Source organism: Pseudomonas sp. B424 (genome assembly GCF_055408345.1).
Genome location: NZ_JBUZTL010000023.1, coordinates 52,052 through 76,308 on the forward strand (window position 1 = coordinate 52,052; position 24,257 = coordinate 76,308).

General features: G+C 58.4%; 24 protein-coding genes and 2 pseudogenes. 12 read left to right on the forward strand and 14 right to left on the reverse strand.

Annotated features, from left to right (window positions below; genetic code table 11):
• The first annotated feature begins 5 nt into the window (after positions 1-5).
• Positions 6-2,051 (forward strand): S9 family peptidase, encoded by a 2,046-nt coding sequence (locus tag ACZRMS_RS21380; RefSeq protein ID WP_463996972.1) that lies wholly within the window; start codon positions 6-8, stop codon positions 2,049-2,051.
• 143 nt (positions 2,052-2,194) lie between these two features.
• On the opposite strand, the gene ACZRMS_RS21385 is transcribed toward ACZRMS_RS21380, so the two are convergent.
• Positions 2,195-2,488: a hypothetical protein gene (locus ACZRMS_RS21385; RefSeq protein WP_463996973.1), complete on the reverse strand. Its 294-nt coding sequence runs from the start codon at positions 2,486-2,488 to the stop codon at positions 2,195-2,197.
• Between the two features lie 82 nt (positions 2,489-2,570).
• On the opposite strand from ACZRMS_RS21385, the gene ACZRMS_RS21390 reads away from it, so the two are divergent.
• The 3 genes from ACZRMS_RS21390 (at position 2,571) to ACZRMS_RS21400 (ending at position 4,351) form a co-directional block, all read left to right on the forward strand.
• Positions 2,571-3,257, forward strand: coding sequence for a spermidine synthase (locus tag ACZRMS_RS21390; protein WP_048360673.1), 687 nt, complete (start codon positions 2,571-2,573; stop codon positions 3,255-3,257).
• A 52-nt stretch (positions 3,258-3,309) separates the two neighbouring features.
• Positions 3,310-3,684, forward strand: a complete 375-nt coding sequence (locus ACZRMS_RS21395) for a YajD family HNH nuclease (RefSeq protein ID WP_048360672.1) — start codon at positions 3,310-3,312, stop codon at positions 3,682-3,684.
• 199 nt (positions 3,685-3,883) lie between these two features.
• Positions 3,884-4,351 carry an RNA methyltransferase gene (locus tag ACZRMS_RS21400; protein WP_048360671.1) on the forward strand — a complete coding sequence of 156 codons (468 nt, stop codon included), beginning with the start codon at positions 3,884-3,886 and terminating at the stop codon, positions 4,349-4,351.
• Here the strand turns inward: ACZRMS_RS21400 and ACZRMS_RS21405 are convergent.
• The 8 genes from ACZRMS_RS21405 to ACZRMS_RS21440 all read right to left on the reverse strand — a co-directional run bounded on the left by ACZRMS_RS21405 (position 4,348) and on the right by ACZRMS_RS21440 (position 10,613).
• The gene (locus ACZRMS_RS21405) at positions 4,348-5,400 is read right to left on the reverse strand and encodes an AI-2E family transporter (RefSeq protein WP_463996974.1); all 1,053 of its coding nucleotides are present in this window, start codon (positions 5,398-5,400) and stop codon (positions 4,348-4,350) included. The two genes, ACZRMS_RS21400 and ACZRMS_RS21405, sit on opposite strands and share 4 nt — an antisense overlap.
• A gap of 74 nt (positions 5,401-5,474) precedes the next feature.
• Positions 5,475-6,293, reverse strand: a complete 819-nt coding sequence (locus ACZRMS_RS21410; RefSeq protein WP_463996975.1) for a DUF4892 domain-containing protein — start codon at positions 6,291-6,293, stop codon at positions 5,475-5,477.
• A 145-nt stretch (positions 6,294-6,438) separates the two neighbouring features.
• On the reverse strand, positions 6,439-7,293 hold the full coding sequence (locus tag ACZRMS_RS21415) for an alpha/beta hydrolase (protein ID WP_463996976.1): 855 nt from the start codon (positions 7,291-7,293) through the stop codon (positions 6,439-6,441).
• A gap of 12 nt (positions 7,294-7,305) precedes the next feature.
• Positions 7,306-8,106 (reverse strand): alpha/beta fold hydrolase, encoded by an 801-nt coding sequence (locus ACZRMS_RS21420; protein ID WP_463996977.1) that lies wholly within the window; start codon positions 8,104-8,106, stop codon positions 7,306-7,308.
• A gap of 115 nt (positions 8,107-8,221) precedes the next feature.
• Positions 8,222-8,665: a hotdog fold thioesterase gene (locus ACZRMS_RS21425; protein WP_463996978.1), complete on the reverse strand. Its 444-nt coding sequence runs from the start codon at positions 8,663-8,665 to the stop codon at positions 8,222-8,224.
• Positions 8,666-8,790: 125 nt separating this feature from the next.
• On the reverse strand, positions 8,791-9,240 hold the full coding sequence (gene sixA / locus ACZRMS_RS21430) for a phosphohistidine phosphatase SixA (RefSeq protein WP_463996979.1): 450 nt from the start codon (positions 9,238-9,240) through the stop codon (positions 8,791-8,793).
• Positions 9,237-9,569 carry a DUF4389 domain-containing protein gene (locus ACZRMS_RS21435; RefSeq protein WP_048360664.1) on the reverse strand — a complete coding sequence of 111 codons (333 nt, stop codon included), beginning with the start codon at positions 9,567-9,569 and terminating at the stop codon, positions 9,237-9,239. The genes sixA and ACZRMS_RS21435 overlap by 4 nt, the downstream gene beginning before the upstream one ends.
• 18 nt (positions 9,570-9,587) lie before the next feature.
• Positions 9,588-10,613 (reverse strand): NAD(P)H-dependent glycerol-3-phosphate dehydrogenase, encoded by a 1,026-nt coding sequence (locus ACZRMS_RS21440; protein ID WP_463996980.1) that lies wholly within the window; start codon positions 10,611-10,613, stop codon positions 9,588-9,590.
• Positions 10,614-10,864: 251 nt separating this feature from the next.
• Between ACZRMS_RS21440 and ACZRMS_RS21445 the strand changes: the two genes are divergently transcribed.
• The 3 genes from ACZRMS_RS21445 (at position 10,865) to fabB (ending at position 14,749) form a co-directional block, all read left to right on the forward strand.
• The gene (locus ACZRMS_RS21445) at positions 10,865-12,763 is read left to right on the forward strand and encodes an ATP-binding protein (protein WP_463996981.1); all 1,899 of its coding nucleotides are present in this window, start codon (positions 10,865-10,867) and stop codon (positions 12,761-12,763) included.
• A gap of 238 nt (positions 12,764-13,001) precedes the next feature.
• Positions 13,002-13,517 (forward strand): 3-hydroxyacyl-[acyl-carrier-protein] dehydratase FabA, encoded by a 516-nt coding sequence (fabA, locus tag ACZRMS_RS21450; protein WP_017529299.1) that lies wholly within the window; start codon positions 13,002-13,004, stop codon positions 13,515-13,517.
• A gap of 11 nt (positions 13,518-13,528) precedes the next feature.
• A complete protein-coding gene (fabB, locus tag ACZRMS_RS21455) occupies positions 13,529-14,749 on the forward strand; it encodes a beta-ketoacyl-ACP synthase I (protein ID WP_463996982.1) in 1,221 nt (406 codons plus the stop codon).
• Positions 14,750-14,812: 63 nt separating this feature from the next.
• On the opposite strand, the gene ACZRMS_RS21460 is transcribed toward fabB, so the two are convergent.
• Positions 14,813-15,820: an amidohydrolase family protein gene (locus tag ACZRMS_RS21460; protein ID WP_463996983.1), complete on the reverse strand. Its 1,008-nt coding sequence runs from the start codon at positions 15,818-15,820 to the stop codon at positions 14,813-14,815.
• Between the two features lie 138 nt (positions 15,821-15,958).
• Between ACZRMS_RS21460 and ACZRMS_RS21465 the strand changes: the two genes are divergently transcribed.
• Both ACZRMS_RS21465 and ACZRMS_RS21470 read left to right on the forward strand, forming a co-directional pair.
• The gene (locus ACZRMS_RS21465; protein WP_048360660.1) at positions 15,959-16,375 is read left to right on the forward strand and encodes an OsmC family protein; all 417 of its coding nucleotides are present in this window, start codon (positions 15,959-15,961) and stop codon (positions 16,373-16,375) included.
• Between the two features lie 73 nt (positions 16,376-16,448).
• On the forward strand, positions 16,449-17,309 hold the full coding sequence (locus tag ACZRMS_RS21470; protein ID WP_463996984.1) for a pirin family protein: 861 nt from the start codon (positions 16,449-16,451) through the stop codon (positions 17,307-17,309).
• A gap of 19 nt (positions 17,310-17,328) precedes the next feature.
• Here ACZRMS_RS21470 and ACZRMS_RS21475 read toward each other — a convergent pair whose 3' ends face one another.
• Positions 17,329-18,648, reverse strand: a complete 1,320-nt coding sequence (locus ACZRMS_RS21475) for a Na+/H+ antiporter family protein (protein ID WP_463996990.1) — start codon at positions 18,646-18,648, stop codon at positions 17,329-17,331.
• Between the two features lie 1,459 nt (positions 18,649-20,107).
• Here ACZRMS_RS21475 and ACZRMS_RS21480 point away from each other — a divergent pair.
• Positions 20,108-20,254, forward strand: a pseudogene (locus tag ACZRMS_RS21480) (HAMP domain-containing protein); the annotation flags it as partial.
• Positions 20,255-20,563: 309 nt separating this feature from the next.
• A pseudogene (locus ACZRMS_RS21485) lies at positions 20,564-21,112 on the forward strand (methyl-accepting chemotaxis protein); the annotation flags it as partial.
• A gap of 28 nt (positions 21,113-21,140) precedes the next feature.
• Here the strand turns inward: ACZRMS_RS21485 and ACZRMS_RS21490 are convergent.
• From ACZRMS_RS21490 to ACZRMS_RS21500, 3 genes are read right to left on the reverse strand one after another with little or no spacing between them, the layout of a single operon-like run.
• Positions 21,141-22,475: a sensor histidine kinase gene (locus ACZRMS_RS21490; RefSeq protein ID WP_463996985.1), complete on the reverse strand. Its 1,335-nt coding sequence runs from the start codon at positions 22,473-22,475 to the stop codon at positions 21,141-21,143.
• Complete coding sequence (locus ACZRMS_RS21495; protein ID WP_463996986.1) at positions 22,472-23,140, reverse strand: response regulator transcription factor; 669 nt, start codon at positions 23,138-23,140, stop codon at positions 22,472-22,474. The genes ACZRMS_RS21490 and ACZRMS_RS21495 overlap by 4 nt, the downstream gene beginning before the upstream one ends.
• Complete coding sequence (locus tag ACZRMS_RS21500) at positions 23,140-23,454, reverse strand: PepSY domain-containing protein (RefSeq protein ID WP_463996987.1); 315 nt, start codon at positions 23,452-23,454, stop codon at positions 23,140-23,142. The genes ACZRMS_RS21495 and ACZRMS_RS21500 overlap by 1 nt, the downstream gene beginning before the upstream one ends.
• A 216-nt stretch (positions 23,455-23,670) precedes the next feature.
• Here ACZRMS_RS21500 and queD point away from each other — a divergent pair, with 216 nt between their 5' ends.
• Complete coding sequence (gene queD, locus ACZRMS_RS21505; protein WP_082136262.1) at positions 23,671-24,027, forward strand: 6-carboxytetrahydropterin synthase QueD; 357 nt, start codon at positions 23,671-23,673, stop codon at positions 24,025-24,027.
• The last annotated feature ends 230 nt before the right edge of the window (positions 24,028-24,257 follow it).

Consider the following 24,257-nt stretch of genomic DNA (forward strand, 5'->3'; position numbering starts at 1 on the left):
ACGCAATGACCGAATCAGCCTACGCAAATAGCGCTCCTGTCGCACATAAAGTCGAGGGTTCAGACCCCTACTCGTGGTTACAAAATCGCGATAGCGATGAGGTTTTAGACTACCTGAAAGCCGAGAACGAGTATCAGGAGGCACAGCTGGCCGACCAGGCCAACTTGCGTGAGACGCTGTTTCAGGAGATCAAGGGGCGAATCCGCGAGACCGATCTGTCGCTGCCCTCCCCTTGGGGCCCGTACCTGTATTACACGCGCACCAACGCCGGTGACGAATACGCCCGTCATTACCGCTGCCCGCGCCCGGCCGATGACAGCCAGCAGGTGGACGAAAACGCCGAACACTTGCTGCTGGACCCGAACGCCCTGGCCGAAGGCGGGTTTATTTCCCTGGGTGCTTTCAGCATCAGCCCCGATCACCAGCGTCTGGCCTACAGCCTGGACACCAGCGGTGAAGAAACCTACCGCCTGTTTGTAAAAGAGCTAAGCACCGGCGCAGTCACCGAACTGCCATTTGAAAATTGCGATGGCAGCATGACCTGGGCCAATGACAACCAGACGCTGTTTTTCGCCGAACTGGACGACACCCATCGTCCGCACAAGCTGTTGCGCCATACCCTGGGAGAAGCAGACGCACACGAAGTATTTAACGAGCCGGACGGGCGATTTTTCCTGCATTGCTACCGTTCAAGCTCCGAGCAACAGCTGATTTTGCTGCTTAACAGCAAAACCACCAGTGAGAGCTGGGTGCTGGACGCCGATCAGCCCCGGCAGCACTTCAGTCGTCTGGCTGCACGGGTTGAGGACCACGACTACAGCGTCGACCACGGTCTGTATGAAGGCCAGTGGGCGTGGTTTATCCGCACCAATCAGGACGGGATCAACTTTGCGCTGTACTACGCCTTCGGCGAAGTGCCCCAGCGCAATGACTGGCAGCGCCTGATCGCCCATAGCGACAGCGTGATGCTCGAAGGCATGACCCTGAACGCCCGGGCCTTGTGCCTGAGCCTGCGTGAGGGTGGCCTGCCGATCATCGAGATTCGCCCTGAGGGTTTGCCGTCGTATCGCGTGCAACTGCCGGACGCGGCCTACAGCCTGTATGTGCAAGACAGCCTTGAATTTGACAGCAAGCACATCCGCCTGCGCTATGAGGCACTGAATCGTCCGGCCCAGGTACGCCAGCTGAACCTCGCCACGGGCGAGCAAAGCGTACTCAAGGAAACCCCGGTGCTGGGGCCGTTCAATGCCGATGATTACGTCAGCCAGCGCCTGTGGGCCACTGCGCCCGATGGCACTCAGGTGCCGATCAGCCTTGTGGTCAAGCGCGATACGCTCGGCCAGCCCGTCCCGCTTTACCTGTATGGCTACGGCGCCTATGGCGAAAGCCTGGACCCGTGGTTTTCCCATGCCCGCCTGAGCCTGCTGGACCGCGGCGTGGCGTTTGCCATCGCCCACGTGCGGGGCGGAGGCGAACTGGGCGAAGCCTGGTACCGCGCCGGCAAGCAGGAACACAAGCACAACACCTTCAGCGACTTTATCGCCTGCGCCGAACACCTGATCGACCAGGGCCTGACCCGTAGCGAACAGCTGGTGATCAGCGGTGGCAGTGCCGGTGGCCTGCTGATTGGCGCCGTGCTCAATCAACGCCCGGAGCTGTTCAAGGCGGCCATAGCCGAAGTACCGTTTGTGGATGTACTGAACACCATGCTCGACCCGGACTTGCCGCTGACCGTCACCGAGTACGACGAATGGGGCAACCCGCAAGAGCCTGAGGTGTATGACCGGATCAAGGCTTATGCACCGTACGAAAACGTCGCGGCGCAAGCGTATCCGGCGATGCTGGTGATTGCCGGCTACAACGACAGCCGCGTGCAGTATTGGGAAGCTGCCAAGTGGGTGGCCAAGCTTCGCGCCACCAAAACCGACGATCATCTGCTGTTGCTCAAGACCGAGCTGGACGCCGGCCATGGCGGCATGAGCGGGCGTTATCAGGGGTTGCGCGATGTGGCGCTGGAATATGCGTTTGTGTTCAAGGTGCTGGGGATTTGACAGCCCCGCGATAACTCCCCTTTTCGGCGGCTAGGGATACTTCAACTGTGTGAGCGAGCCTGCTCGCGAAGATCATTCGCGAGCAGGCTCGCTCACACGGGGGACTTGACCGGAAACAAAGCATCTACTGCATTGATGAACGATCAATCCAGGGGGATTTTGCCCTTCGAGTCTTTAACCTCAAGCCCCGGCAGCGGCTGGTCCTTGGGCGGTTGCGGCAGATCAATCGGTGGCAGCGGGATCAAGCTGGCGCTCCCTGCAACCGGTTTTGGCACGGCGCGGGGAGTGATCTGCGGATACGGGGTCGGCGTGGCAGTGCCCGGCGAACCCGGTGCCGGTGTCACCGGGGCGCTCGGAACAGGGGTTAATTCCGTTGCCCGGGCTGCACTTATCAAGAGCGCGCTCCACACAATGGCCGTTAGAATAGTGCGTTTCATCAATCACTCCGTTGCCAGACCGGCTTGTCTGCCCTCAGGCTACTCGTAACCTGCGGTTTTTGCCCCCTTCAATGAGATTTCCATGAAACGTTTTGTTTTGCTCGACACCACTCCGATCCCCGAAAACGGCGGTGCCTTGTGCCTGTTCGAGTATGGCGAAGACTTCGTGATCAAGATTCAGGGCGGTGACGGCGGCCAGTTAATGAACACCCGCATGCACGGTTCCGAAGATGCACTGGCCGAAATCCCTTGCCGCAAAGTCGCCGGGCGCCCGCAATCGCGGGTACTGATCGGCGGCCTGGGCATGGGGTTCACACTGGCCTCGGCACTCAAGCATCTGGGCAAGACTGCCGAAGTGGTGGTCGCCGAGCTGGTACCCGGCGTGGTCGAGTGGAATCGCGGCCCGTTGGGCGAAAAATCGGGCAACCCGCTGCAAGACCCGCGCACAGTCATCCGCATGGAAGACGTGGCCAATGTGTTGCAAGCCGAACCCAACGGGTTTGACGCCATCATGCTCGACGTCGACAACGGCCCCGAAGGTCTGACTCAAAAAGCCAACAGCTGGCTGTACTCGGCCGGTGGCCTGAGTGCATGCGCCAAGGCCCTGCGGCCAAAAGGCGTGCTGGCGGTGTGGTCGGCCAGCGCCGACAAGCAGTTCTCTGACAAGCTGCGCAAAGCCGGTTTCAAGGCTGAAGAAGTCCAGGTTTTTGCCCACGGCAACAAAGGCACCCGGCATACAATCTGGATTGCAGAAAAAATCAAAGGCTGATCAACAGCTAAACTTCACGACATAACCGTCATTAGTCCTACAAGGTGAACCCATGAGTTCGGCGAATCCACCCTCCCACACCGCCAAGCTGGACCGCATCCTGGCCGATGCCCAGCGTGACCGTGAAATGGGCTACCGCGACAAGGCCCTGAAGATGTACCCCCATGTGTGTGGCCGTTGCGCCCGCGAGTTTGCCGGCAAGCGCCTGAGCGAACTGACCGTGCACCACCGTGACCACAACCATGACAACAACCCGCAAGACGGCTCCAACTGGGAGCTGCTGTGCCTGTATTGCCATGACAACGAACACTCGCGCTACACCGACCAGCAATACTTTTCGGAAGGCTCCACCAGCAGCCCGACAATCGCCAAGGCCACGCACAACCCGTTCGCGGCGCTGGCAGGCTTGATGAAGAAAGACGAGTAAGCCTCGCTGTCGTAGCAGCTGCCCAAGGCTGCGTCCGGTTGCGAAGCGATCGTAAAATCAAAGCTCTGTGTTTCACTGGCACACCGCATGGCTCGGTTTTTACGACGACTACGTCGCCGGACGCAGCCTGCGGCAGCTGCTACTGAGTCAGGGACAACACGGGTATACTCGCGTCTTTTTTTCGCAAGGGCTCGGGCACGTGGCAAACAAACGGTACAGCTGCATTGGTTTGTATAACCCCAAATCACCGGAAAACGTCGGCTCGGTGATGCGTGCGGCTGGTTGCTATAACGTGGCATCGGTGTTCTACACCGGCAAGCGCTATGAACGCGCCCGCGATTTCGTCACCGACACCAAGAAAGTCCATCAGGACATCCCTCTGATCGGTATCGACGACCTGAAAAAAATCATCCCGCTGGGCTGTATTCCGGTCGCCGTAGAAATGGTCGAGGGCGCACGCTCTTTGCCTGAATACACGCACCCGGACCGGGCCATCTACATTTTTGGCCCCGAAGACGGTTCGCTCGGCAAAGATGTGCTGGAGTGGTGCGAAGACGTGATTTACATCCCGACCAATGGCTGCATGAACCTTGCAGCCACGGTCAATGTGGTGCTTTACGACCGTCTGGCCAAGGGCAATAACACCCGCTCCGGGCCCAAGTTCTAAACGGCCTTGTCTTTGTTCTGCTGGGTGGCGCTCCAGTCCACCAGCAGGCTGTAGGCGATGGCGAGCAAGGTCGGGCCGATAAACAGGCCGATAAAGCCAAAGGCAATCAAGCCGCCAAACACGCCAAGCAAGACAATCACCAGCGGCAGGTTGCCGCCACGGCTGATCAGGTAAGGCTTGAGCACGTTATCGACACCGCTGATGATCACCGTGCCCCATATCCCGAGGAAGATCGCCATCCCGTAGTCGCCCTTCCAGGCCAGCCAGGCCGTGGCCGGGATCCAGATCAGCGGCGGCCCCATCGGGATCAGGCTGAGCAGGAACGTTGCCAGCCCCAGAACCAGTGCACCGGGCACTCCCGCGATGTAAAAGCCGATCAGCGCCAGCAATGCCTGGGCAGCTGCGGTACCGATCACGCCGTTGACCACACGCTGCACGGTGCCTGAAACCAGGTCCTGATAATAATCGGCACGATCACCGATCAACCGCACAAGCAGGCCGTGCACGAAGTTCGCCAGGCGTGGGCCGTCACGGTAGAAAAAGAACACGAACACAATACTCAGCGTCAGCTCAAGAATGCCGCCGCCAATCTGTGCACTCCGGGCCAGGAACCAGTTACCCACCTGCCCAAAGTAAGGCTTGATCGCCAGGAGCATGGCCGCGCCCTGCTCGTCGATGGTGTTCCAGATACCCACCAGACGCTCACCAACCAATGGAATACCCGCGAGCCAGGTCGGCGCCTCAGGCAAGCCTTCAAGCTGGACGTCCTTGATCAGGGTCGTGGCGTCACGCACGTGGTCGGCCAGGTTGAACCCCAGCCACACCAGCGGCACGGCCACCAGCAGCATCCAGCCCAGGGTCAGGATGCCCGCGGCCAGTGTTTCACGCCCCTTGAGCACGCGCGTCAGCAGGCGCATCAGGGGCCAGCTGGCAAACGCCAGCACGGCGCCCCAGAACAGGGCCGACCAGAAAGGAGCCATCACCCACAGACTGGCACCGAACAACACCAGGAGCAGAATTTGCACCAGCAGGCGATCGTTATTGAGCATGTGTGTTCCACAGAAGATTCAGAAATCGAAGAAGGACGACGACTACGCAGAGTGTAGCCGTCGTTTACAAAGGTTTAGCGTAGCAACTCGATATGCAGACCCTTGGCCTGCTCATTACCCAGTTCCATTCTGGCGGCCCTGACACCGCTATTGATCAGCGCATCGCGCCAGGCGGAGGCCTTGGCACCGGTCAAACTGACCCTGGCGGTCGCATCAAGGTTCAACGCCCTGGCAATCAACGTCAGCCACCGGGCATCCGGCTCGCCTGTAAGCTTGGGGAAGTCCAGCTCGCCGGTGCTCTTGAGCTGGCGCTGCAAGGTGGCAGAGGTGGGCAACAGCTCACCCAGATCGGCGCTGGCCTGCATTTGTTCGACATGCAGATAGGCTTTGCGGCTGCCCCGATTGATGCCGTACAAGGCAACCAGCTGGTTCTGTTCGGGAGCTGCACGACGCAGCAACAAGTAGGTTTGTTGCTCATCGGAACCCACCAGCTTGGAGTTGCCGAACACTTCATTGGCCCACAGGCTGCTTTCGCCACAGTCTCGTGCCTGGCACCAGAACAGCAACTCGGCACCTTGTTCTTGCAACGCCTCACGGGCAGCGGTAAAGGCTTGCGTGGCGCTATGTTCCGCAGGCAGTTCGTAGGTCACGGCCGTGATCTGACCCCGGGAGTTGACCTGCCCCTCAAATCGCAAGCGGCCGCTGATTTTGCGGATCGAGCCCATCGGGTAAATGCGTTCGACATCGGGCTGCACGACATAATCGACAATTTGCGCGTCCGCAAGCCGCGGTACACCTGGCAAATCCAGACTGCCAGGCACATCGCCAGCCCACAGTAACGGGCTCAGACAGCTCAGGCCCAGCGCACAGATAAAGCGTTTGGGTATTCTCATCGGCATGCTTCGCCCAGAGGTAACCTGTGATTCAGCATCCACACGATAGAGACCGGATGGCCTTTCGGGGTCGCAGCGGTGTAGATATCTATCATGGTTGTCTCCCATTTCAACCCGCCAAGCCTCGGCAGTTGGCCGCCGCAAGTCAAGGAACGGCGAAGAACCGATTGAAACAGTCTGCAACAAGGATTGCCCCGGCTTCGTCATTCAGGTGCAAATGATGGCCACCGGCCAACCGCTCCAGAGTGAAGGGTAGACGATCCAGCAGCTCGGGATGGCTGGCGAGCATGCCCTGCTCTGCCACCACCAGCGTCGTGGGGCAATTGACCCGCCGGATGAAAGACATGGCCTGCTCGTCCGTCATGCGCAACGGTGTCGGCAATGTCAGGCGACTGTCGCTGCGCCAGCTGTACCCCCCGGGCACCGGCATCAAACCGCGCTGGGCCAGCAGCTCTGCTGCTTCCCGGCTGACGGCCACCATGCCTTTCATCCGCGCCTCAATGGCCCGATCAAGTGTCGGGTGCACCGACTTGCGTTTGTGCTCCAGGCCGAGCTGAGCCTGCAGGGCCTGACCCATGCGCTCGGCGGTATCCCCTTCGGGGCCGCTGCGCAGCACGATGCCATCTATCAGCGCCATGCGGGTCACACGCTCCGGGAACGACCCCGCAATCACCACTGACACAATCGCCCCCAGCGAATGCCCCAGCAGCGCAAAGCGCTCCCAGCCCAATTGTTCGGCCACGCGCAGTACATCGAAGGCATAATCGGCCAACGCATACCCGGCCCCACGCGGCCGATGATCGGAGTGGCCGTGCCCGGCCAGATCCAGCGCCACAATACGCAAACCCGACAGCTTGGGCGCCAGCCTGGCGAAGCTGTTGGCGTTGTCCAGCCAACCGTGCAGGGCAATCACGGGCAGGCCGTCTTCTGGCCCGAAAATGTGCGCTGCCAGTTCGATATGGGGCAGGCTCAAGCGAATTTCTTCAACCACAGGGCTCATGCAAAGTGCTCTTTAAAGGCCGGGATGGCGAAGCTCCCAGCGGGCAAAAATCTGTTTCAGCAGGCTGGCGGTGTCTTGCGGCTGCTCCAGCGGGAACATGTGCCCGCCCGGTACGATCAGCGACTCGCCGTTGGGCATGCGCGCCACTGCCCTGGCATGATGGCTCATGACCACCCGGCTGTCGCGCCCGCGCACCACGGTCAGCGGTACTTGCAACTTGAAAGCCCGGCCCGGGCTGGTGTGAGGGACACTGCGGTAGATGTTGATCTCGGTCGCCGGGTCAAAACTCAACCGCAAGCGGTCATCGACAGGCTGCAACCCGAACTCCAGATAAGCCTCGAAACAGTCGGGGTCAAAGCTGCGAAACAGCGATTTACCTGCAAAGTAGGCCCGCGCCGCTTCGCGGTCGGCAAACTCTTCACGCCGCCCCAGTGTGCGGCCGGCCGGGGTCAGCCGATCGATCAGGCCAAAACGCTTGGCCGCGCGGATGACCCACTGGTCGGTGCGTGTCAGCACCGGTGAGTCCAGCATGACCACGCCCCTGTACAGATGCGGGCAGCGGATCGCGGCATGCAGGTGCAGCATCCCGCCCAACGAATGGCCAACACCCAGCACGGGCTCGTCTTGCTGTTGCAGGTGGAAAATCAGTTCATCAACAAGGTTGTGCCAGTTGTTGTCCACTGGAAAGCGCGGGTCATGCCCGTGCTGCGACAGATGGGTCACGTCGAAGTCCGGCGCAAGGGCACTGAACAACTTCCCGTACGTGGCCGAAGGGAAGCCGTTGGCATGGGCGAAAAAAATCTGCCGAGACATACAAGGCGTCCATATGTAGTAGGAGGTACGCCTTATTGTCTGTAGGAAATCCCCTCATATCAATGACCGTATGCGCCATGAGTGAGGACACTACGGCCATTGTCTGGCCGTTTGATCACCGAACTGGCGGTGTTTCCCCCAAGGGAACAATGGCGATGGTAAGGCGGGAAATACAGCTGGGCTTGCCGCTGTCATCGCTCAGGCGGATATCCCAGACATGGGTAGTGCGGCCCATGTGCACCGGGCGCGCCACGGCACTCACCCGGCCGCTGCGCACGCCACGCAAGTGATTGGCGTTGACCTCAAGGCCCACGCAATAGAATTTTTGGGTATCGATACACATAAAGCTGGCCATCGAGCCCAGGGTTTCGGCAAGGACCACCGACGCGCCACCATGCAGCAAGCCGAACGGTTGGTGGGTACGATGATCGACCACCATGCTTGCCGTAATCGAGTGGTCATCGAAGGCATCGAAGGTGATGTCCAGCACGTCGCAAATCGTGTTTTTGCGCATTTCATTAAGGCGCGCCAGGTCTGGCGGGGTAGTCCACAAGATCATGCGGTCATTCCTTGGTCAGTGAATGTGGTGGCGGTGCAATGGCCCTTCGACATAGGCGTCAAAAAGCCATTAATCCGCCCCCAACTATCTTTCACTATGACCGGGATCTGCAACCATCGGCATGATCAGGGGTGATACACACTGAGCAACGTCATGCTGCCGGCCAGCGGCCATTCACCTTCAAGCTCCACCAGGCTGGCAGTCTGCATGGGTTGGGGCTGACGCAGGTTGCCGTGCAGCAACAGGCTGATCAGGTCACCAACAAACGGCTGATGGCTGACCAGCAGCACATTGCCCGTATCCGGCAGCTTGCTGATTGCGAACTTGGGCTCGCTGTCAGGGGTCAGCCATGGCACGGTGACAAGTCCGGATGTAAAACCCAGGGTCTTGCGCACCAGCTCGGCGGTCTGCCGGGCCCGCACGTAAGGGCTGACCAAAATGCTGTCCAGCGGCTGGCCAATCAGCCGGGCTGCGCTGTGCAGCACCTGCTCACGGCCGTGAGCCGTAAGTTCACGCTCGGCATCACGCCGGGCGTGCGGCTCGGCTTCGCCGTGGCGCAAAACCCAGAGTTTCATGGCTTGGTCTCGTCGCTGTTGGCGGCTGCCCCGTAAGGCGCTTCACCTTCTGGCGCCCGTGCAGCAGGCCAGTCGGCAAACGGCCAGGGTTTTTGCTCGGTGTGAAAACTGCCAAAACGCCCAATCTGTGCCAGATAAAGGCTCAGGCTGTCACCAAAGTTCATCAGCCCGCCATTGGGAGCACCGTAGACCACCCGGTAAACCAGTTGCACCAGGACCAGCCCGCCGAGCACCAGTTGCGCAACTTGCCAGATAAAGAAGAAAACCAGCATCCACAGCACGCGCAACACGAGGGATTCGTACTTGGGTGCGTTTTTAGTACCGTTCATGTGCAGCTCCTGTCGTACTCAGTTGAAACCACTGGTGGAGATAAAGTCGACATCCGTCTTGGGCTCGCCGCGCATCAGCTGGCCGATCACCTGGTCCAGGGTGTAACCCTCGAACAAAATGGCATGCAGCCCTGCAACCAACGGCATGTAAACGTTCAGCTCCTGCGCCTTGGCCTTGAGCACCTTGAGGGTGTTCACGCCTTCGGCCACTTCGCCCAAACTGGCGACCGCGTCCTCCAGGCTCAACCCCTGGCCCAAGGCAAACCCCACCTGATAGTTGCGGCTTTTGGGCGATGAGCAGGTGACGATCAAATCGCCTACACCGGCCAATCCAAGAAAGGTCATCGGGTTAGCACCCTGGCTGACGGCAAACCGGGTCATTTCTGCCAAGGCTCGGGTGATCAGCATGCTCTTGGTGTTTTCACCCATACCCAGCGCCACAGCCATCCCGGCGATGATCGCGTAAACGTTTTTCAATGCCCCGCCCAGCTCCACCCCGAACCGGTCGGCACTGGCATAGACCCTGAAGGTACGGCCATGCAGCGCCGCCTGAACGCGGCTGCAAAGGTCTTCATCGGCACTGGCGACGACGGTGGCGGTCAGGGCATGCTCAGCGACTTCTCGCGCCAGGTTGGGCCCGGACAACACCCCGATACGGGCTTGCGGAGCGATTTCTTCAAGGATCTCGCTCATCAGCTTGAAACTGTGCGCTTCAATACCTTTGGTCAGGCTGACCAGCATTTTGCCGCTCAAGCGCTCGGCGTGTGCCGCCAGCACACTGCGCAAGGCACTGGACGGCAATGCCACAAAACACAGTTCGCAGGCATCGAGCGTCGCTTGCAGGTCGGTAACCGGCTCGACTCCGGGATGAATCTTGATGCCTTTAAGGTAACGAGGGTTTTCTCGATTGAGGCGAATCGCCTCGGCTTGCTCGGGGTCGCGCATCCACTGATGTACACGATGACCGTTCTCTGCCAGCAAGTTGGCCACGGCGGTGCCAAAGCTTCCGCCTCCCAAGACCGCAATAGCGTGCTGTTCAGTCATATGCAATCCCGTTTTCCATCTAGCAGTGGCAATGGCGGCATTATACGGAGCACATCCCCCGCGACCAGCCCCTTGGCACATGGAGGCCTTTGACTGAAAAAGTGCAGCGCCTCGGTTAACATGCGCCTTGGTACTCACATCCAGGGAGCAGCCCGGCTGCGCATCATGATGAACAACTTGAAGTCACGGATGACAACGCTTGCGGGCGATGCATTCACCAGTCTGCGGCTGACTCACGGAACCTTCTACCCATGATGGCTCGCAGTCGGTGGGATATCCACACACGCACCCAAATGATGAGCCTGGGCCCGGCCTTGTTGTTGACCTTGCTGTTGATCAGCTTTTTTACTTTTGTACGAATCCAGGATTTGCGTCAGGAGCTCAATCACACAGGCCAGCTGATCGCCAACCAATTGGCCCCCGCCACCGAGTACGGAGTCATCACCGGTAACACGCCCGTCCTGGAAAACCTGATAAAAGCCTCGCTGAACATCCCTCACGTTCAGTTCGTACAGGTACAAGGCCCTGCAAACGATGTGCTGGCTCACGCCGAACACCCGACCGCCAGCGTTGATCAAGGGTCACAGGTTGAGGTGTTCCAGGCCACGGTACGGTTGCAAAAAAGCCCTTCAGGCGACTTTCTGTTGCTGAGCAACGGCCGGACACCCGTGCCACCAGAAGATTATCTGGGCCGGGTACTGGTGGGCATGTCCAGCGATGCGTTCAGCACGCGCCAGCAGGAAATCCTGCTCAAGGCCATGATCCTCGCCCTGTTTGCGCTGGGTTTCACCTATCTGCTGGCCAGGCGCCTGGCGTCCAACCTGTCCAAGCCCATCAGTGACATGAGCGATGCGGTCAAGGCTATCCAGCAAGGCGACTACCAGACTCCTTTACCGGTGGTCGACGATGGCGAGCTGGGCAGCCTGGCCCAACACATCAACAACCTGGCCGAAGGCCTTGAGCAGGCCAGTCGTGAGCAGCAGACCGCCATGGCGCAACTGATCCAGGCCCGGGAAGAGGCCGAGCGGGCCAACCGGGCCAAAACCGACTTTCTGGCCATGATGAGCCACGAACTGCGTACCCCCATGAATGGCGTGCTCGGGATGCTGCAGCTGCTCGAAACCACGCAGATGAGCGAAGAGCAGGCTGAATATGCCGCCCTCGCGTCTGAATCAACCGAGCACTTGCTCAAGGTCATCAACGATATCCTCGACTTCTCGCGTATCGAACGTTCGACGCTGGAGCTGGAGCACATCCCCTTCAATCTCGCCGAACTGGTCAGCAACTGCGCTCAGGCGTTCCAGCACAACGCCGTACAACGCGGCCTGCACTTGCAGCTGACCCTCCCTGCAGGCTTGCAGGACTTGAATGTGCTGGGCGACCCGACCCGGATCCGGCAAATCCTGGTCAATCTGGTCGGCAATGCCCTGAAGTTCACCGAACATGGCCGGGTCAGTATCGAGCCGGTTTGGCAGGTACTGGATCACGAGCTGATCTGGTTCACCTGTGCCGTTCGCGACAGCGGGATCGGGATCAGCACCGAAAAACTGGATTCGATGTTCACTGCCTTCCAGCAAGCCGACAGCTCGATTTCACGGCGCTATGGCGGTACAGGGCTGGGTCTGCCCATCGCCCGCACGCTGGCCGAGCGCATGGGCGGCACGCTGCATGCCATGAGTGAAGAGGCACAGGGCTCGGTGTTCACCCTGGAAATTCCGCTGGAACTGCATCAGCCGGTGACGCTCAGCCAGCGCCCGGTCCTGGAGGCCGAACCGGCCTGCTCCCAGGGCCGCAGGGTGCTGCTGGTAGAAGACAATCCGGTCAACCAGACAGTGACTGAAGCCATGTTGAGCAGCCTGGGATACGAAGTGAGCGTGGTCACTGATGGCGCGCAGGCCATTCATTTCGCCAACACCGAGCCCTTCGCCGCCATCTTGATGGATTGTCGGCTGCCGATCATCAACGGCTACGAGGCCACGCGGCAAATCCGACAACTGCCCGGCTGCATGACCCTGCCCATCATTGCCTTGACCGCCAATGCGCTGCAGGGCGATCGGGAAACCTGCCTGCAGGCCGGAATGAACGATTACCTTGCCAAGCCGTTCAAACGAGCTGATCTGGAACAGATTCTGCAGCGCTGGGTCCAGTAACTTATGGCTAATTACTGGCGTTAAACACAAAAGTGCGGCAGTCTTAGGCACCCGAATGGGCCCCTGAACCGGCCTGATTTAAATTTTCAGTGCACAAGTGTACATTCTTGCCCTTTGCGCTGTGACTTTCACTACAACGCAATAGTCTATGTGTAGGCTGGCGAACTGGAACGCATATGTTTCAGTTGGTCGGGAAGATTTGCCCCACCCTGCTGCATGGGATTATTGAGGAGCTCGCATGACCAAACAAAACGCCTTTACTCGGGAAGATTTGCTGCGCTGTAGCCGCGGCGAGCTGTTCGGCCCAGGTAACGCGCAACTGCCCGCCCCTAATATGCTGATGGTGGATCGCATCACCCATATCAGTGAAGAGGGTGGCAAGTACGGCAAAGGTGAATTGGTCGCCGAGCTGGATATCAACCCGGACCTGTGGTTTTTCGCCTGCCATTTTGAAGGCGATCCGGTGATGCCAGGTTGCCTGGGCCTCGACGCCATGTGGCAATTGGTCGGCTTCTATCTGGGCTGGCAAGGCCTGCCGGGCCGCGGTCGCGCCCTGGGTTCGGGCGAAGTGAAGTTCTTTGGCCAGGTCCTGCCGACCGCCAAAAAAGTCACCTACAACATTCAAATCAAGCGCGTCCTCAAGGGCAAACTGAACCTGGCCATTGCCGATGGTTCGGTGACTGTCGACGGTCGCGAGATTTATACTGCCGAAGGCCTTCGGGTCGGCGTATTTACTTCCACTGACAACTTTTAAGGGTTATCCGCATGCGCCGCGTCGTTATCACTGGTCTGGGCATCGTTTCGTGCCTGGGCAATGACAAAGAGACCGTCTCCGCTAACCTGCGTGCAAGTCGCCCTGGCATCCGATTCAACCCGGAATATGCCGAAATGGGTCTGCGTAGCCAGGTTTCCGGCTCCATTGACCTGCCTCTCGAAGAGCTGATCGATCGCAAGATCTATCGCTTCGTCGGCCACGCAGCGGCTTACGCCTACCTGGCCATGAAAGACGCCATCACTGATTCGGGCCTGACCGAGGAGCAAGTCTCCAACCCGCGTACCGGCCTGATCGCCGGCTCCGGTGGCGCGTCGACCTTGAACCAGATGGAAGCGCTGGACATCCTGCGCGAAAAAGGCGTCAAGCGTGTTGGCCCGTACCGCGTCACGCGGACCATGGGCAGCACCGTTTCCGCCTGTCTGGCCACTCCCTTCAAAATCAAGGGCGTGAACTACTCGATTTCCTCTGCCTGCGCCACCAGTGCTCATTGCATCGGTACTGCAGTAGAGCAGATCCAGCTGGGCAAGCAGGACATCGTGTTTGCCGGCGGCGGCGAAGAAGAGCACTGGAGCCAGTCGTTCCTGTTCGACGCCATGGGTGCCCTCTCCACTCAATACAACGAGACGCCTGAAAAAGCGTCCCGTGCCTACGACAAAAACCGTGATGGCTTCGTCATCGCCGGTGGTGGTGGCATGGTCGTGGTTGAAGAGCTGGAACACGCACTGGCCCGTGGCGCCAAGATCTACGCCGAAATCGTCGGCTACGGCGCGACTTCCGACGGCTACGACATGGTTGCACCTAGCGGTGAAGGCGCCATCCGCTGCATGCAGATGGCAATGTCCACCGTTGACGGCCCGATCGACTACCTCAACACCCATGGCACCTCTACTCCGGTAGGCGACGCCAAGGAAATGGAAGGTGTTCGTGCGGTGTTCGGTGACAAGGCGCCAGCCATCAGCTCGACCAAGAGCCTGTCGGGTCACTCCCTGGGTGCCGCCGGCGTTCACGAAGCGATCTACTGCTTGCTGATGATGGAAGGCAACTTCATCGCCGGCTCGGCCAATATCGATGAAATCGATCCGGTCGTAGCCGACATGCCGATCCTGACCAAGACCCGCGAGAACGTCACGCTGAACAATGTGATGAGCAACAGCTTCGGCTTCGGTGGTACTAACGCCACCCTGGTACTGAAGCGCTGGACTGGCAAATAAGCCTTCCACTCGCGAAATAAAAATGCCCCGATCATTCGGGGCATTTTTTTGCCTGGAAAAAGCTTATGGACGCGGCTTCGGCAACACGGACAAGAAATTGTCCCTCGCGACCTTTTGCGCAACATCTGAGGGCAATGCATCGAGGAACGGGTCAAAACTGCGTAATTCCTCACCTAACTTGTCGAAACGCCCCACTACATCCGACCCCAGCATAAAACGCCCCGGGAAGCGCTCTACCAGCGTGATCCACTCAGGCCTTGCCTTTCCCTGTTCATCCAGCAGATAAGGCGTGAGCATGCTCCAGGACAGGTCTACGTAGAGATTGGGGTAAGTGGCCAATAGCCGGGTGAGCGTTGGCAGTAGAAATGGCATCTGGGTCTGATGCCGATGAATCTCGGCGCTGGTGCCAGCGTGGGCCCAGATAAAGCGGGTATCGGGATGCCGGGCCAGGGGCTCCTCCAGCTCGGCCAGATACAGCGGGTTCCTTTCGCGTTTAGACGTGATATTGGAGTGCAACAGAACCGGCAAATCATGTTCGCCAGCCAGGGTGTAAACCTTGTTCATGGCTTCATTGTTGGCACGCGGCGTATCCCCGGCGATCAGCGCCGTCAGGTCATCATGGCGGGTAAATACCTCGCCGATGCCTTGCCACAGCCCGGGGTCGAGATCCAGCATGCGCTGGATATGTGCCGCCGAATTTTTGTCATTTGGATTGAAACCTGACAGAAACGGATGAAAGTGCCGACGCTGCTTTGCAGTCAATCCCCTGACCGCCGCAGCCACCCATACATCCGTTGCACTGAACCAGTAGGCATCCGCATCATCACCCGCGTAGTAGCGTGGCCGCTTGGGCTCGTCTTCATGCCACTTCTTGGCAACCGGAATACCGGAGATCATGACGTGCTCGATACGGTTTTGAGCCATGGCCGCCAGCAACTTGTCCATCCCCGCCGTTTCCTGGAAGAAATCGACGTAATGCAGGTGCGCATCGCTATAGGCGTAGTCACGGGCCTGGACCCAAGTGCCGTAAGCCGCCAGAGCCAACGCCAGAACGCAGTGTTTCAATCGCACCTGCCACCTCCTGTTTTATTAACTCCAGTAGACCTGCGAGGCCACGCAAGGTTTCAGTTCGGGATCAAAGGGAACGCATGACTCCCCGTATGCTCTATAAAGATCAGGACCTTTATCACTGCCACTCCGAGGTTTGCCATGACTGTTACCGTTATTACCGAGTCCCACGAAGGTTTTCGTCACAGCATTAAAATCGACGATCACGAGGTGTTTACCGATCTGCCTAAATCCATGGGCGGTGAAAGCTCTGCCCCCTCCCCCCATGATTACTTTGACGCGGCCCTCGGTGCCTGCAAGGCGCTGACGCTCAAGCTCTACGCGCAAAAGAAGGAAATCCCGCTCACCGGCGTGACCGTTGAAGTCAAACACGACGCCAGCGAAGAGCAAAAAGGCAAGTACGCGCTGCACGTCAAACTGACGCTCAAAGGTGTACTGACCGACGCCCAGCGCGATGAGCTGCACAACGTGGCAGACAAATGTCCGGTGCATAAACTGATGACCACCGCCGAGATCACCATCGAAACCCACCTGTCTGAAGGCGCTTTCAGCCAGTAGCGCACAGGCTGTACCTGCAGGCCTGAGAAGCGTTGGGTTATGCTCAACGCTTCTCCATTGCCGGGACCGTCCAATGCCCACACTGACCGTGATTAGTCCGCGCGCCGAAGAGGTCGAAGGCCAACCGATCCTGCGCCCCCTGCCGTCAGCCAAATGCCGCAGCGTCGGCCCTTTTGTGTTTTTCGATCACATGCTGCCTACGTACTACCCGCCCGGCCACGGGATGAACATCCGGCAGCACCCGCACATTGGTCTGTCTACACTGACCTGGCTGTTTGAAGGCCAACTCCAGCACAAGGACAGCCTGGGCTCTGACCAGCAAGTCGGCCCTGGCGACGTGAGCTGGATGACCGCAGGCGCGGCCATTGCCCATATCGAACGCACGCCCGCCGCTGCGCTCGCGCAAGGCTCAAGCCTGCATGGCCTGCAAGTCTGGCTGGCGTCCCCCAAGGAACACGAGCAAGGCTCGGGGCACTACAGCCACCACCCCGCCGACAGCTTGCCGTTCAGCGATAATCTGGGCGTTAAAATCCGTATGATTGCCGGCACCGGTTTCTGCCTGACCTCACCCGTGCCAGTGCTCTCACCGACCCTGTATGCCGAAGTGCAGATGCAAACAGCCACCACACTGCTTATCCCGGCCGAACACCCGGAGCGCGCGCTGTATGTACTGGAAGGGGAAGCGCAGCTGGAAAATCAGGCACTTGAGCCGCGTAGCCTGGTGGTGTTGCCCGCAGGCGAGGCAATGACGCTGTATGCCGCAAGTGACTGCCACCTGGTATTGATCGGCGGCGCAGCGCTCGATGGCCCGCGCCGCATGAACTGGAACTTCGTCGCCAGTGATCAGGGCCTGATCGAGCAGGCGAGAACCCGCTGGGCCGCAGGCGACTGGCCAACCGTCCCCGGAGAAGTCGGCCGCATCGAACTGCCCTGAAACCCGACAGGCCTGGACCTTACAACGTCATTGCCGCTACCCAGCCAAAAGCCAGCAGCGGCAAGTTGTAATGCAGGAAAGTGGGCACCACGGTATCCCAGATATGGTGATGCTGACCGTCCACATTCAAACCGGAAGTCGGGCCCAGCGTGGAGTCCGACGCCGGGGAGCCGGCATCACCCAAGGCACCCGCCGTACCGACGATGCAAACAATGGCCATCGGGCTGAACCCCAACTGTACGCATAGCGGCACAAAAATGGCCGCCAGAATCGGCACTGTCGAAAATGACGAACCGATGCCCATGGTCACCAGCAGCCCGACCAGCAACATCAGCAGCGCACCCACGCCCTTGCTGTGGTTGATCCAGCCGGCAGATGCCTCAACCAGAGATTTGACCTCACCGGTGGCTTTCAACACTTCTGCAAAACCCGAGGCTGCGATCATGATGAAACCAATCATGGCCATCATTTTCATGCCTTCGGTAAACAGATCGTCAGTCTCGCGCCAACGCACAATTCCGGACGCCGAAAATATCAAGAAGCCCGACAACGCACCAATGATCATGGAGCCCAGCCACAGCTGAATAATAAACGCGCAGGCAATGGCCACACCGGCCACCAGCAGTGTGCGCGGGTTGTAGCTGACGGCAACTTGCTCGACCTGTTCGATTTTTTCCAGGTCATATTCGCGTTTTTTGCGATAACTGATAAATACAGCCACCAACAAGCCAACCAGCATCCCCAGCGCAGGGATTGCCATGGCATGGGTGACATTGACCTGGCTGATATCCACGCCACTCTTGCTGACGTTGGCGAGCAGAATCTGATTGAGGAAGATATTGCCAAAGCCCACCGGCAAGAACATGTACGGCGTAATCAAACCAAACGTCATGACACAGGCGATCAGGCGCCGGTCAATTTTCAGCTTGGTCAGCACATACAGCAGGGGCGGAACCAATAAAGGAATAAAGGCGATGTGGATCGGCAAAATGTTCTGCGAACTGATAGCAACCACCAGCAGCAGACCGATCAATAGCCACTTGATGCGATTACCGCCGACTGCCTGTTGCCGGTTGACCAAAAGCAACGCTTTGTCGGCCAGTGCGTGGGCCATGCCTGACTTGGCGATCGCCACTGCAAAGGCACCCAACATGGCATAGGACAACGCCACCTGTGCGCCACCACCCAGACCGCCATTGAACGCTTCGAGCGTTGCCTCGATGCTCAGCCCGCCAACGAGGCCGCCAACCACGGCACCCACGATCAGTGCGATTACCACGTGCACACGGGACAGACTGAGCACCAGCATGATGCCAACCGCGGCAATTACTGCATTCATCATTACAACCTCATAGCGCGCACCACGATAGAACACCGTAAAGCGGAAAATTCCGGGCAAAAGACGACCGTTCCAATCGCCGAATCTGGAAGGGTGGACTTATTTGGGGGCACACACTTTGCAGCACCATCGGCGCCTTGTCAAAGCGCATGCCATAGCCCCCAGCCCAATCGGCCGGAACAGCCCTTAACCCTAGTAATCAAAGGGCTAAATCGGATTTTTCAAGCGTGTGTAAAACACTAAAAGACCGGCGTTACGCATAAAGAAATGTCCCGGGCGGCCGCTAACAGTCAAAGCCTCTTTTTAGGACGTCACCATGTCGCTCAGACAGCTTTCCATCCAATGGAAAATCACCCTCCTCGCCGGACTCTGCCTGCTGGGTGTTGTGACCCTGCTGGTAGGGCTTTCCCTCTATCGCATGGATCGCACTGCCGATCTGGTAGAAGCATCAAGCACACAGATGCTGAATGAAGCCGCACAAGCCCGCATTGAGGCTCAGGGTGAAGCCCAGGCACTGGCTATCAGCCGTCAGTTCATGGATGCCTATCAATACGGCAACGGATTCGCACGCCAGGTCCTGTTCTTGCGTGAGCAATCCGAAAAACGCTTTCTGGATGCCTTCGACCTGCGTGAAGACCTGACCCGTCAGGTCAAAGCCGCCTTGCAGGCCAATCCGGACTTGCTGGGCCTGTCCCTGGTATTTGAAGCCAACGCACTCGATGGCAAGGACCAGTTATTCGACCATCAAAAAGAGCTTGGCAGCAATGACAAGGGCCGCTTCGCCCTTTACTGGTCGCAGCCGACACCGGGCAAGCTGACCTCGATGGCATTGCCCGAGTCCGACATGGCCGACACCAGCACCGGGCCCAGCGGCCAGGCCAATAACATGTGGTTCACCTGCCCGCGCACAACGCAAAAACCCTGCATTATCGAACCTTATTTTTATCAGATCGACGGGCAAAGCGTGTTGCTGACCAGCATCGTTTTCCCACTGATGGTTGATGGCAAAGTCATCGCGTCACTGTCGGTTGATATCAACCTCAACAGCTTGCAGGCCATCAGCCTGCAAGCCAGCCAGAAACTGTACGACGGGCAGACCCGCGTAGGCATTGTGAGCTCTGCGGGCGTATTGGCGGGCTTCAGCGCTGATGCCAGCAAACTTGGTCAACACCTTGATCAAGTAGATGCCAATGACGGTGCCCAACTGATTCAAATGACGGCCACTGGCGGTCAGGCCCAAAGTATTCGCGGGCAACAGCGCTTGAAAGTTCTGACCCCCTTCCTGCCGATCCCCGGCAGCAAGCCTTGGGGCGTGCTGCTGGATGTGCCTGAAAAGGTCCTGATCGGACCGGCCCAGACGCTGCAGGCAGAGCTGGACCAAGGCAATAAAACCGGGGCCCTGATCGAACTGGCCTGGGGCTCCCTCGCTGCCATTATCGGGCTGCTGCTGGTGTGGCTGATGGCCCGGAGCGTCACGCGCCCAATCCTGAGCGTGGCCAACATGCTCGAAGATATAGCCAGCGGTGAAGGCGATCTGACCCGGCGCCTGGCCTACGATAAAAAAGACGAATTGGGCCAACTGGCCAGTTGGTTCAACCGGTTCCTCGACAAGCTGCAACCCACCATCGCCGAGGTCAAACGCTCGGTGCAGGATGCCCGCAGCACGGCTGACCAGTCAGCCGCCATTGCCACCCAGACCAGTGCCGGCATGGAACAACAGTACCGCCAGGTCGACCAGGCGGCCACGGCCTCCCACGAGATGAGCGCCACGGCGCAAGATGTCGCCCGCAGTGCGGCGCAGGCGGCCCAGGCCGCCCGAGATGCCGATCAGGCCACACGCCAGGGGCTCACCATTATTGACCGCACCACCACCAGCATCGATCATCTGGCCGCCGACATGAGCGAGGCCATGGCTCAGGTTGAAGGGCTGGCTGCCAATAGCGAGAAGATTGGTTCGGTACTGGAAGTGATTCGTGCCATTGCCGAACAGACCAACTTGCTCGCCCTGAACGCTGCGATCGAAGCGGCACGAGCAGGCGAAGCCGGGCGCGGTTTTGCGGTGGTGGCTGACGAGGTACGCAACCTGGCGCGCCGGACCCAGGAGTCCGTCGAGGAAACCCGCCAGGTAATCGAACAACTGCAAGCCGGCACTCAAGAAGTGGTGAGTTCCATGAACAACAGCCATCGCCAGGCCCAGGGCAGTGTCGAGCAGGTAGGGCAAGCAGTCACAGCCTTGCAGCAAATCGGCAATGCCGTGACTGTCATTACTGACATGAACCTGCAGATTGCCAGCGCCGCGGAAGAACAGAGCGCGGTGGCGGAAGAAATCAACAACAACATTGCCACTATTCGCGATGTAACAGAATCATTGTCCGAACAGGCCAATGAATCTGCGCGGGTCAGCCAGTCACTCAACTCGCTGGCAAACCAACAGCAAACACTGATGGATCAGTTTCGCGTCTGACGTATGGCGTCAAAGGCGACGACAGGCTTTACGCCGTCGTCGCCTTTGACGTACGCCCCGGAAGGTTGATCCTTACCAACAACCCGCCCAATACACCCGATTCAAGTTCCATCTGCCCTCCCCAGACATCAACGATGTCTCGCACTATACCCAAGCCAAGGCCATGGCCACTGGCTTGCTCGTCCAGCCGCGCACCCCGACTGATCACCTGATCGCGCTCAGCCTCAGGGATGCCCGGCCCATCATCCTGTACCTCAATCACGAACCCGCCGGCTGTTTGGGCAACATACAACTCGACACGGGAATCGGCCCATTTGCAGGCGTTATCCAGGAGATTGCCGAGCAATTCGAGCATATCCTCACGATCCCAGGGCAGATGCAGCCCGGGAGGTGTATTGAGCACCAGGTCCAGGTGCTCACCGTGAATCATGCCAAGGGTCGCCAGTAGCCCTGGCAACTCAGCATCTGCATCAAACTGGGCGCCTGGCAAGGCATCACCGGCCAGGCGAGCACGATTGAGCTCTCGCCCCATGCGTTGCTGTATCTGCTCCAACTGTTCCCTGAGTGTGGTCTGGATCTGAGGGTGAGCAGCAAGCTGTGGATCATTGGCCAGGCTGATCAGCACAGCCAACGGCGTTTTTAATGCATGCCCCAGGTTACCCAGCGCATTGCGCGAGCGTTTGAGGTTGTCTTCGGTATGGGCCAGCAAATGGTTTATCTGCGTGACCAAAGGCTCAAGCTCAAGCGGCACCTGTGCATCAAGCTGCGAGCGCTGCCCCGATTGCAACTGGGCAATCTGTTTGCGTGCCGTTTCCAGCGGCAGCAGAGCCCGTCGGACAGTGACTCGCTGCAGGAGTAAAATAACGACCAGGGCAAAAATGCCAATGCCCAATCCGATCTGCCGAACCTGCTTGAAGCTTTCACTTATAGGGGTGTAGTCCTGAGCCACACTGATGGAAATCGCTTGGCCAAAGCGCTGGTAGTCACTGCGCAAGACCAACAACATCTGCCCTTCGGGACCTGGCTGCAAGATGCTGCCCAGCCCGGGCTGGCTGGGTCGCGCTAATTGGGCGTCCCACAAGGAACGTGAGCGCCAGTGAGTATCGCCAAATTCGATGCTGAAATAGTGCCCGGAAAAAGGTCGCTGGTAAGCAGGCGAGAGCCGTCGTTCATCCAGCTGCAAGCCCTGGGGACCACGGTTCAATGCTATGAGCAGGTTCTCGCTGTCGTTTTGCAGGCCTGATTCCAGGTAACGCTGAAGGCCGCTTTCGAATAGCCAGAGACTGACCTGCCCTACGACAAGGCCTGCAATCAACAGAACACTGACCAGACCCAGGCTCAAGCGCCTCTGTATGGATTTCACTGACTGCTCGCGCCGAAAATATAACCTTGGCCACGTCGGGTTTCGATTACCTCGCGCCCAAGTTTGCGACGTAGATGATTCACATGGACCTCCAGCACATTGGAGTCCCGCTCGGTCTCACCGTCATAGAGATGCTCAGCCAAATGGCTTTTTGAAAGAATCTGCTGCGGATGCAACATGAAATATCGCAAAAGGCGAAACTCGGCCGCAGTCAGCTGTACCTGCGCGCCATCATTGACCACACATTGACGGGCCTCATCCAGTTGCAGCCCCGCAGACTTCAGTAAAGGCTGATTCGCTTGGCCGTGAGCGCGGCGCAACAGCGCCTGCACCCGCAACTGTAATTCCTCGGGATGAAACGGCTTGGTCACATAATCATCAGCACCGGCTTTAAGGCCCTCAATCCGTTCAGACCAGGAACCACGAGCCGTCAGAATCAGTACGGGCGTAATCAGCCCTTGAACGCGCCATTGTTTGAGCACATCAAGACCGGGTAACCCGGGCAAGCCCAGATCAAGAATAATCAGGTCATACGGTTCACTTTGCCCCTGGTACAGGGCATCACGGCCATCGGCCAACCAATCAACCGCATAACCCAGACGGGCTAAACCAGCCATCAGTTCGTCGGCCAAGGGCACATGATCTTCTACCAACAGCAACCGCATTAATCATCCACCTCATCTTTGAGCAATTGGCCATTACTGGCATTCAGCTTGATTTCGCGCACTACGCCATCGGGCGTAAGCAGCTCAACTTCATAGACATAAACATCGTCATCCTCCTCCAGCTCTACTTCCAGCAGCTTTGCGCCCGGATGGCGCGCGAGGGCTGTTTGCAGCAGTTGCTCCAGAGGCTGGATAAGACCTTGCTCACGCAGACGCAGTGCCTCGTCTTGCCCCAAGTCCCGCGCAATAGCCAAAGAACAGAAAGCAGAAAGCATCAGCACGAAAAATCCGCCAATTCGTACGTTCACTGTCATCACTTGCCTCAAAGGCCTCCGTTCAATGTCATTCTTGCCAGATCAAAGGCTTGAACCATAGCGCTACTGCCTTAACTGAAACTGAATTGTCCGCGCCCTCCCCGATTGCGCAGTGATCGTGGGGAGCTATGCACCTGCACTGGGCGTTAACTGCTAAACTGCGGGCCTGTATTCATCGCCCAGGCGATAGTCACCTCTTCAAGAGCTATAAACACTGTGGAAATTTTCAAAGAGTTTACCTTCGAATCTGCGCATCGCCTGCCTTATGTTCCTGAGGGTCATAAATGCGGCCGTTTACATGGACACTCCTTCAAAGTGGCGATCCATTTGAGCGGCGACATCGATCCTGCAACAGGCTGGATCCGGGACTTTTCGGAAATCAAAGCGATTTTCAAACCACTTTATGAACGCCTTGATCACAATTACCTGAACGATATCCCGGGCCTGGAAAATCCAACCAGCGAAGTGCTGGCCAAGTGGATCTGGCAACAGCTCAAGCCTTTGCTTCCAGAACTGTCCGCGATCCGAATTCATGAAACCTGCACCAGTGGATGTATCTACTACGGTGACTGAGTCGCATGCTAAAAAACCACCTTTCGAGGTGGTTTTTTTTGCTTTCTAAAAAGCGATGCTGCAAGCCAGTTATATGATGGAACAGTGGTGATAGGTCGAAGACGTTCAGCTTGTCGCTGCAACTTTTCTCAGCACAAAAACAAACCCCCTGTCTGCGTTAGCAGACAGGGGGTTTGGAATTTAATCTTGACGATGACCTACTCTCACATGGGGAAACCCCACACTACCAT

Excerpts from the sequence above, each read along its gene's own strand:
- fabA (WP_017529299.1), top strand. The coding sequence starts at position 13,002 with ATGACCAAACAAAACGCCTTTACTCGGGAAGATTTGCTGCGCTGTAGC.
- ACZRMS_RS21445 (WP_463996981.1), top strand. The coding sequence starts at position 10,865 with ATGATGGCTCGCAGTCGGTGGGATATCCACACACGCACCCAAATGATG.
- ACZRMS_RS21390 (WP_048360673.1), top strand. The coding sequence starts at position 2,571 with ATGAAACGTTTTGTTTTGCTCGACACCACTCCGATCCCCGAAAACGGC.
- ACZRMS_RS21470 (WP_463996984.1), top strand. The coding sequence starts at position 16,449 with ATGCCCACACTGACCGTGATTAGTCCGCGCGCCGAAGAGGTCGAAGGC.
- ACZRMS_RS21410 (WP_463996975.1), bottom strand. The coding sequence starts at position 6,293 with ATGAGAATACCCAAACGCTTTATCTGTGCGCTGGGCCTGAGCTGTCTG.
- ACZRMS_RS21425 (WP_463996978.1), bottom strand. The coding sequence starts at position 8,665 with ATGATCTTGTGGACTACCCCGCCAGACCTGGCGCGCCTTAATGAAATG.
- ACZRMS_RS21380 (WP_463996972.1), top strand. The coding sequence starts at position 6 with ATGACCGAATCAGCCTACGCAAATAGCGCTCCTGTCGCACATAAAGTC.
- ACZRMS_RS21395 (WP_048360672.1), top strand. The coding sequence starts at position 3,310 with ATGAGTTCGGCGAATCCACCCTCCCACACCGCCAAGCTGGACCGCATC.
- ACZRMS_RS21475 (WP_463996990.1), bottom strand. The coding sequence starts at position 18,648 with ATGAATGCAGTAATTGCCGCGGTTGGCATCATGCTGGTGCTCAGTCTG.
- ACZRMS_RS21500 (WP_463996987.1), bottom strand. The coding sequence starts at position 23,454 with ATGACAGTGAACGTACGAATTGGCGGATTTTTCGTGCTGATGCTTTCT.
- ACZRMS_RS21405 (WP_463996974.1), bottom strand. The coding sequence starts at position 5,400 with ATGCTCAATAACGATCGCCTGCTGGTGCAAATTCTGCTCCTGGTGTTG.
- ACZRMS_RS21465 (WP_048360660.1), top strand. The coding sequence starts at position 15,959 with ATGACTGTTACCGTTATTACCGAGTCCCACGAAGGTTTTCGTCACAGC.
- ACZRMS_RS21440 (WP_463996980.1), bottom strand. The coding sequence starts at position 10,613 with ATGACTGAACAGCACGCTATTGCGGTCTTGGGAGGCGGAAGCTTTGGC.
- ACZRMS_RS21420 (WP_463996977.1), bottom strand. The coding sequence starts at position 8,106 with ATGTCTCGGCAGATTTTTTTCGCCCATGCCAACGGCTTCCCTTCGGCC.
- ACZRMS_RS21495 (WP_463996986.1), bottom strand. The coding sequence starts at position 23,140 with ATGCGGTTGCTGTTGGTAGAAGATCATGTGCCCTTGGCCGACGAACTG.
- ACZRMS_RS21385 (WP_463996973.1), bottom strand. The coding sequence starts at position 2,488 with ATGAAACGCACTATTCTAACGGCCATTGTGTGGAGCGCGCTCTTGATA.
- sixA (WP_463996979.1), bottom strand. The coding sequence starts at position 9,240 with ATGAAACTCTGGGTTTTGCGCCACGGCGAAGCCGAGCCGCACGCCCGG.
- ACZRMS_RS21435 (WP_048360664.1), bottom strand. The coding sequence starts at position 9,569 with ATGAACGGTACTAAAAACGCACCCAAGTACGAATCCCTCGTGTTGCGC.
- ACZRMS_RS21415 (WP_463996976.1), bottom strand. The coding sequence starts at position 7,293 with ATGAGCCCTGTGGTTGAAGAAATTCGCTTGAGCCTGCCCCATATCGAA.
- fabB (WP_463996982.1), top strand. The coding sequence starts at position 13,529 with ATGCGCCGCGTCGTTATCACTGGTCTGGGCATCGTTTCGTGCCTGGGC.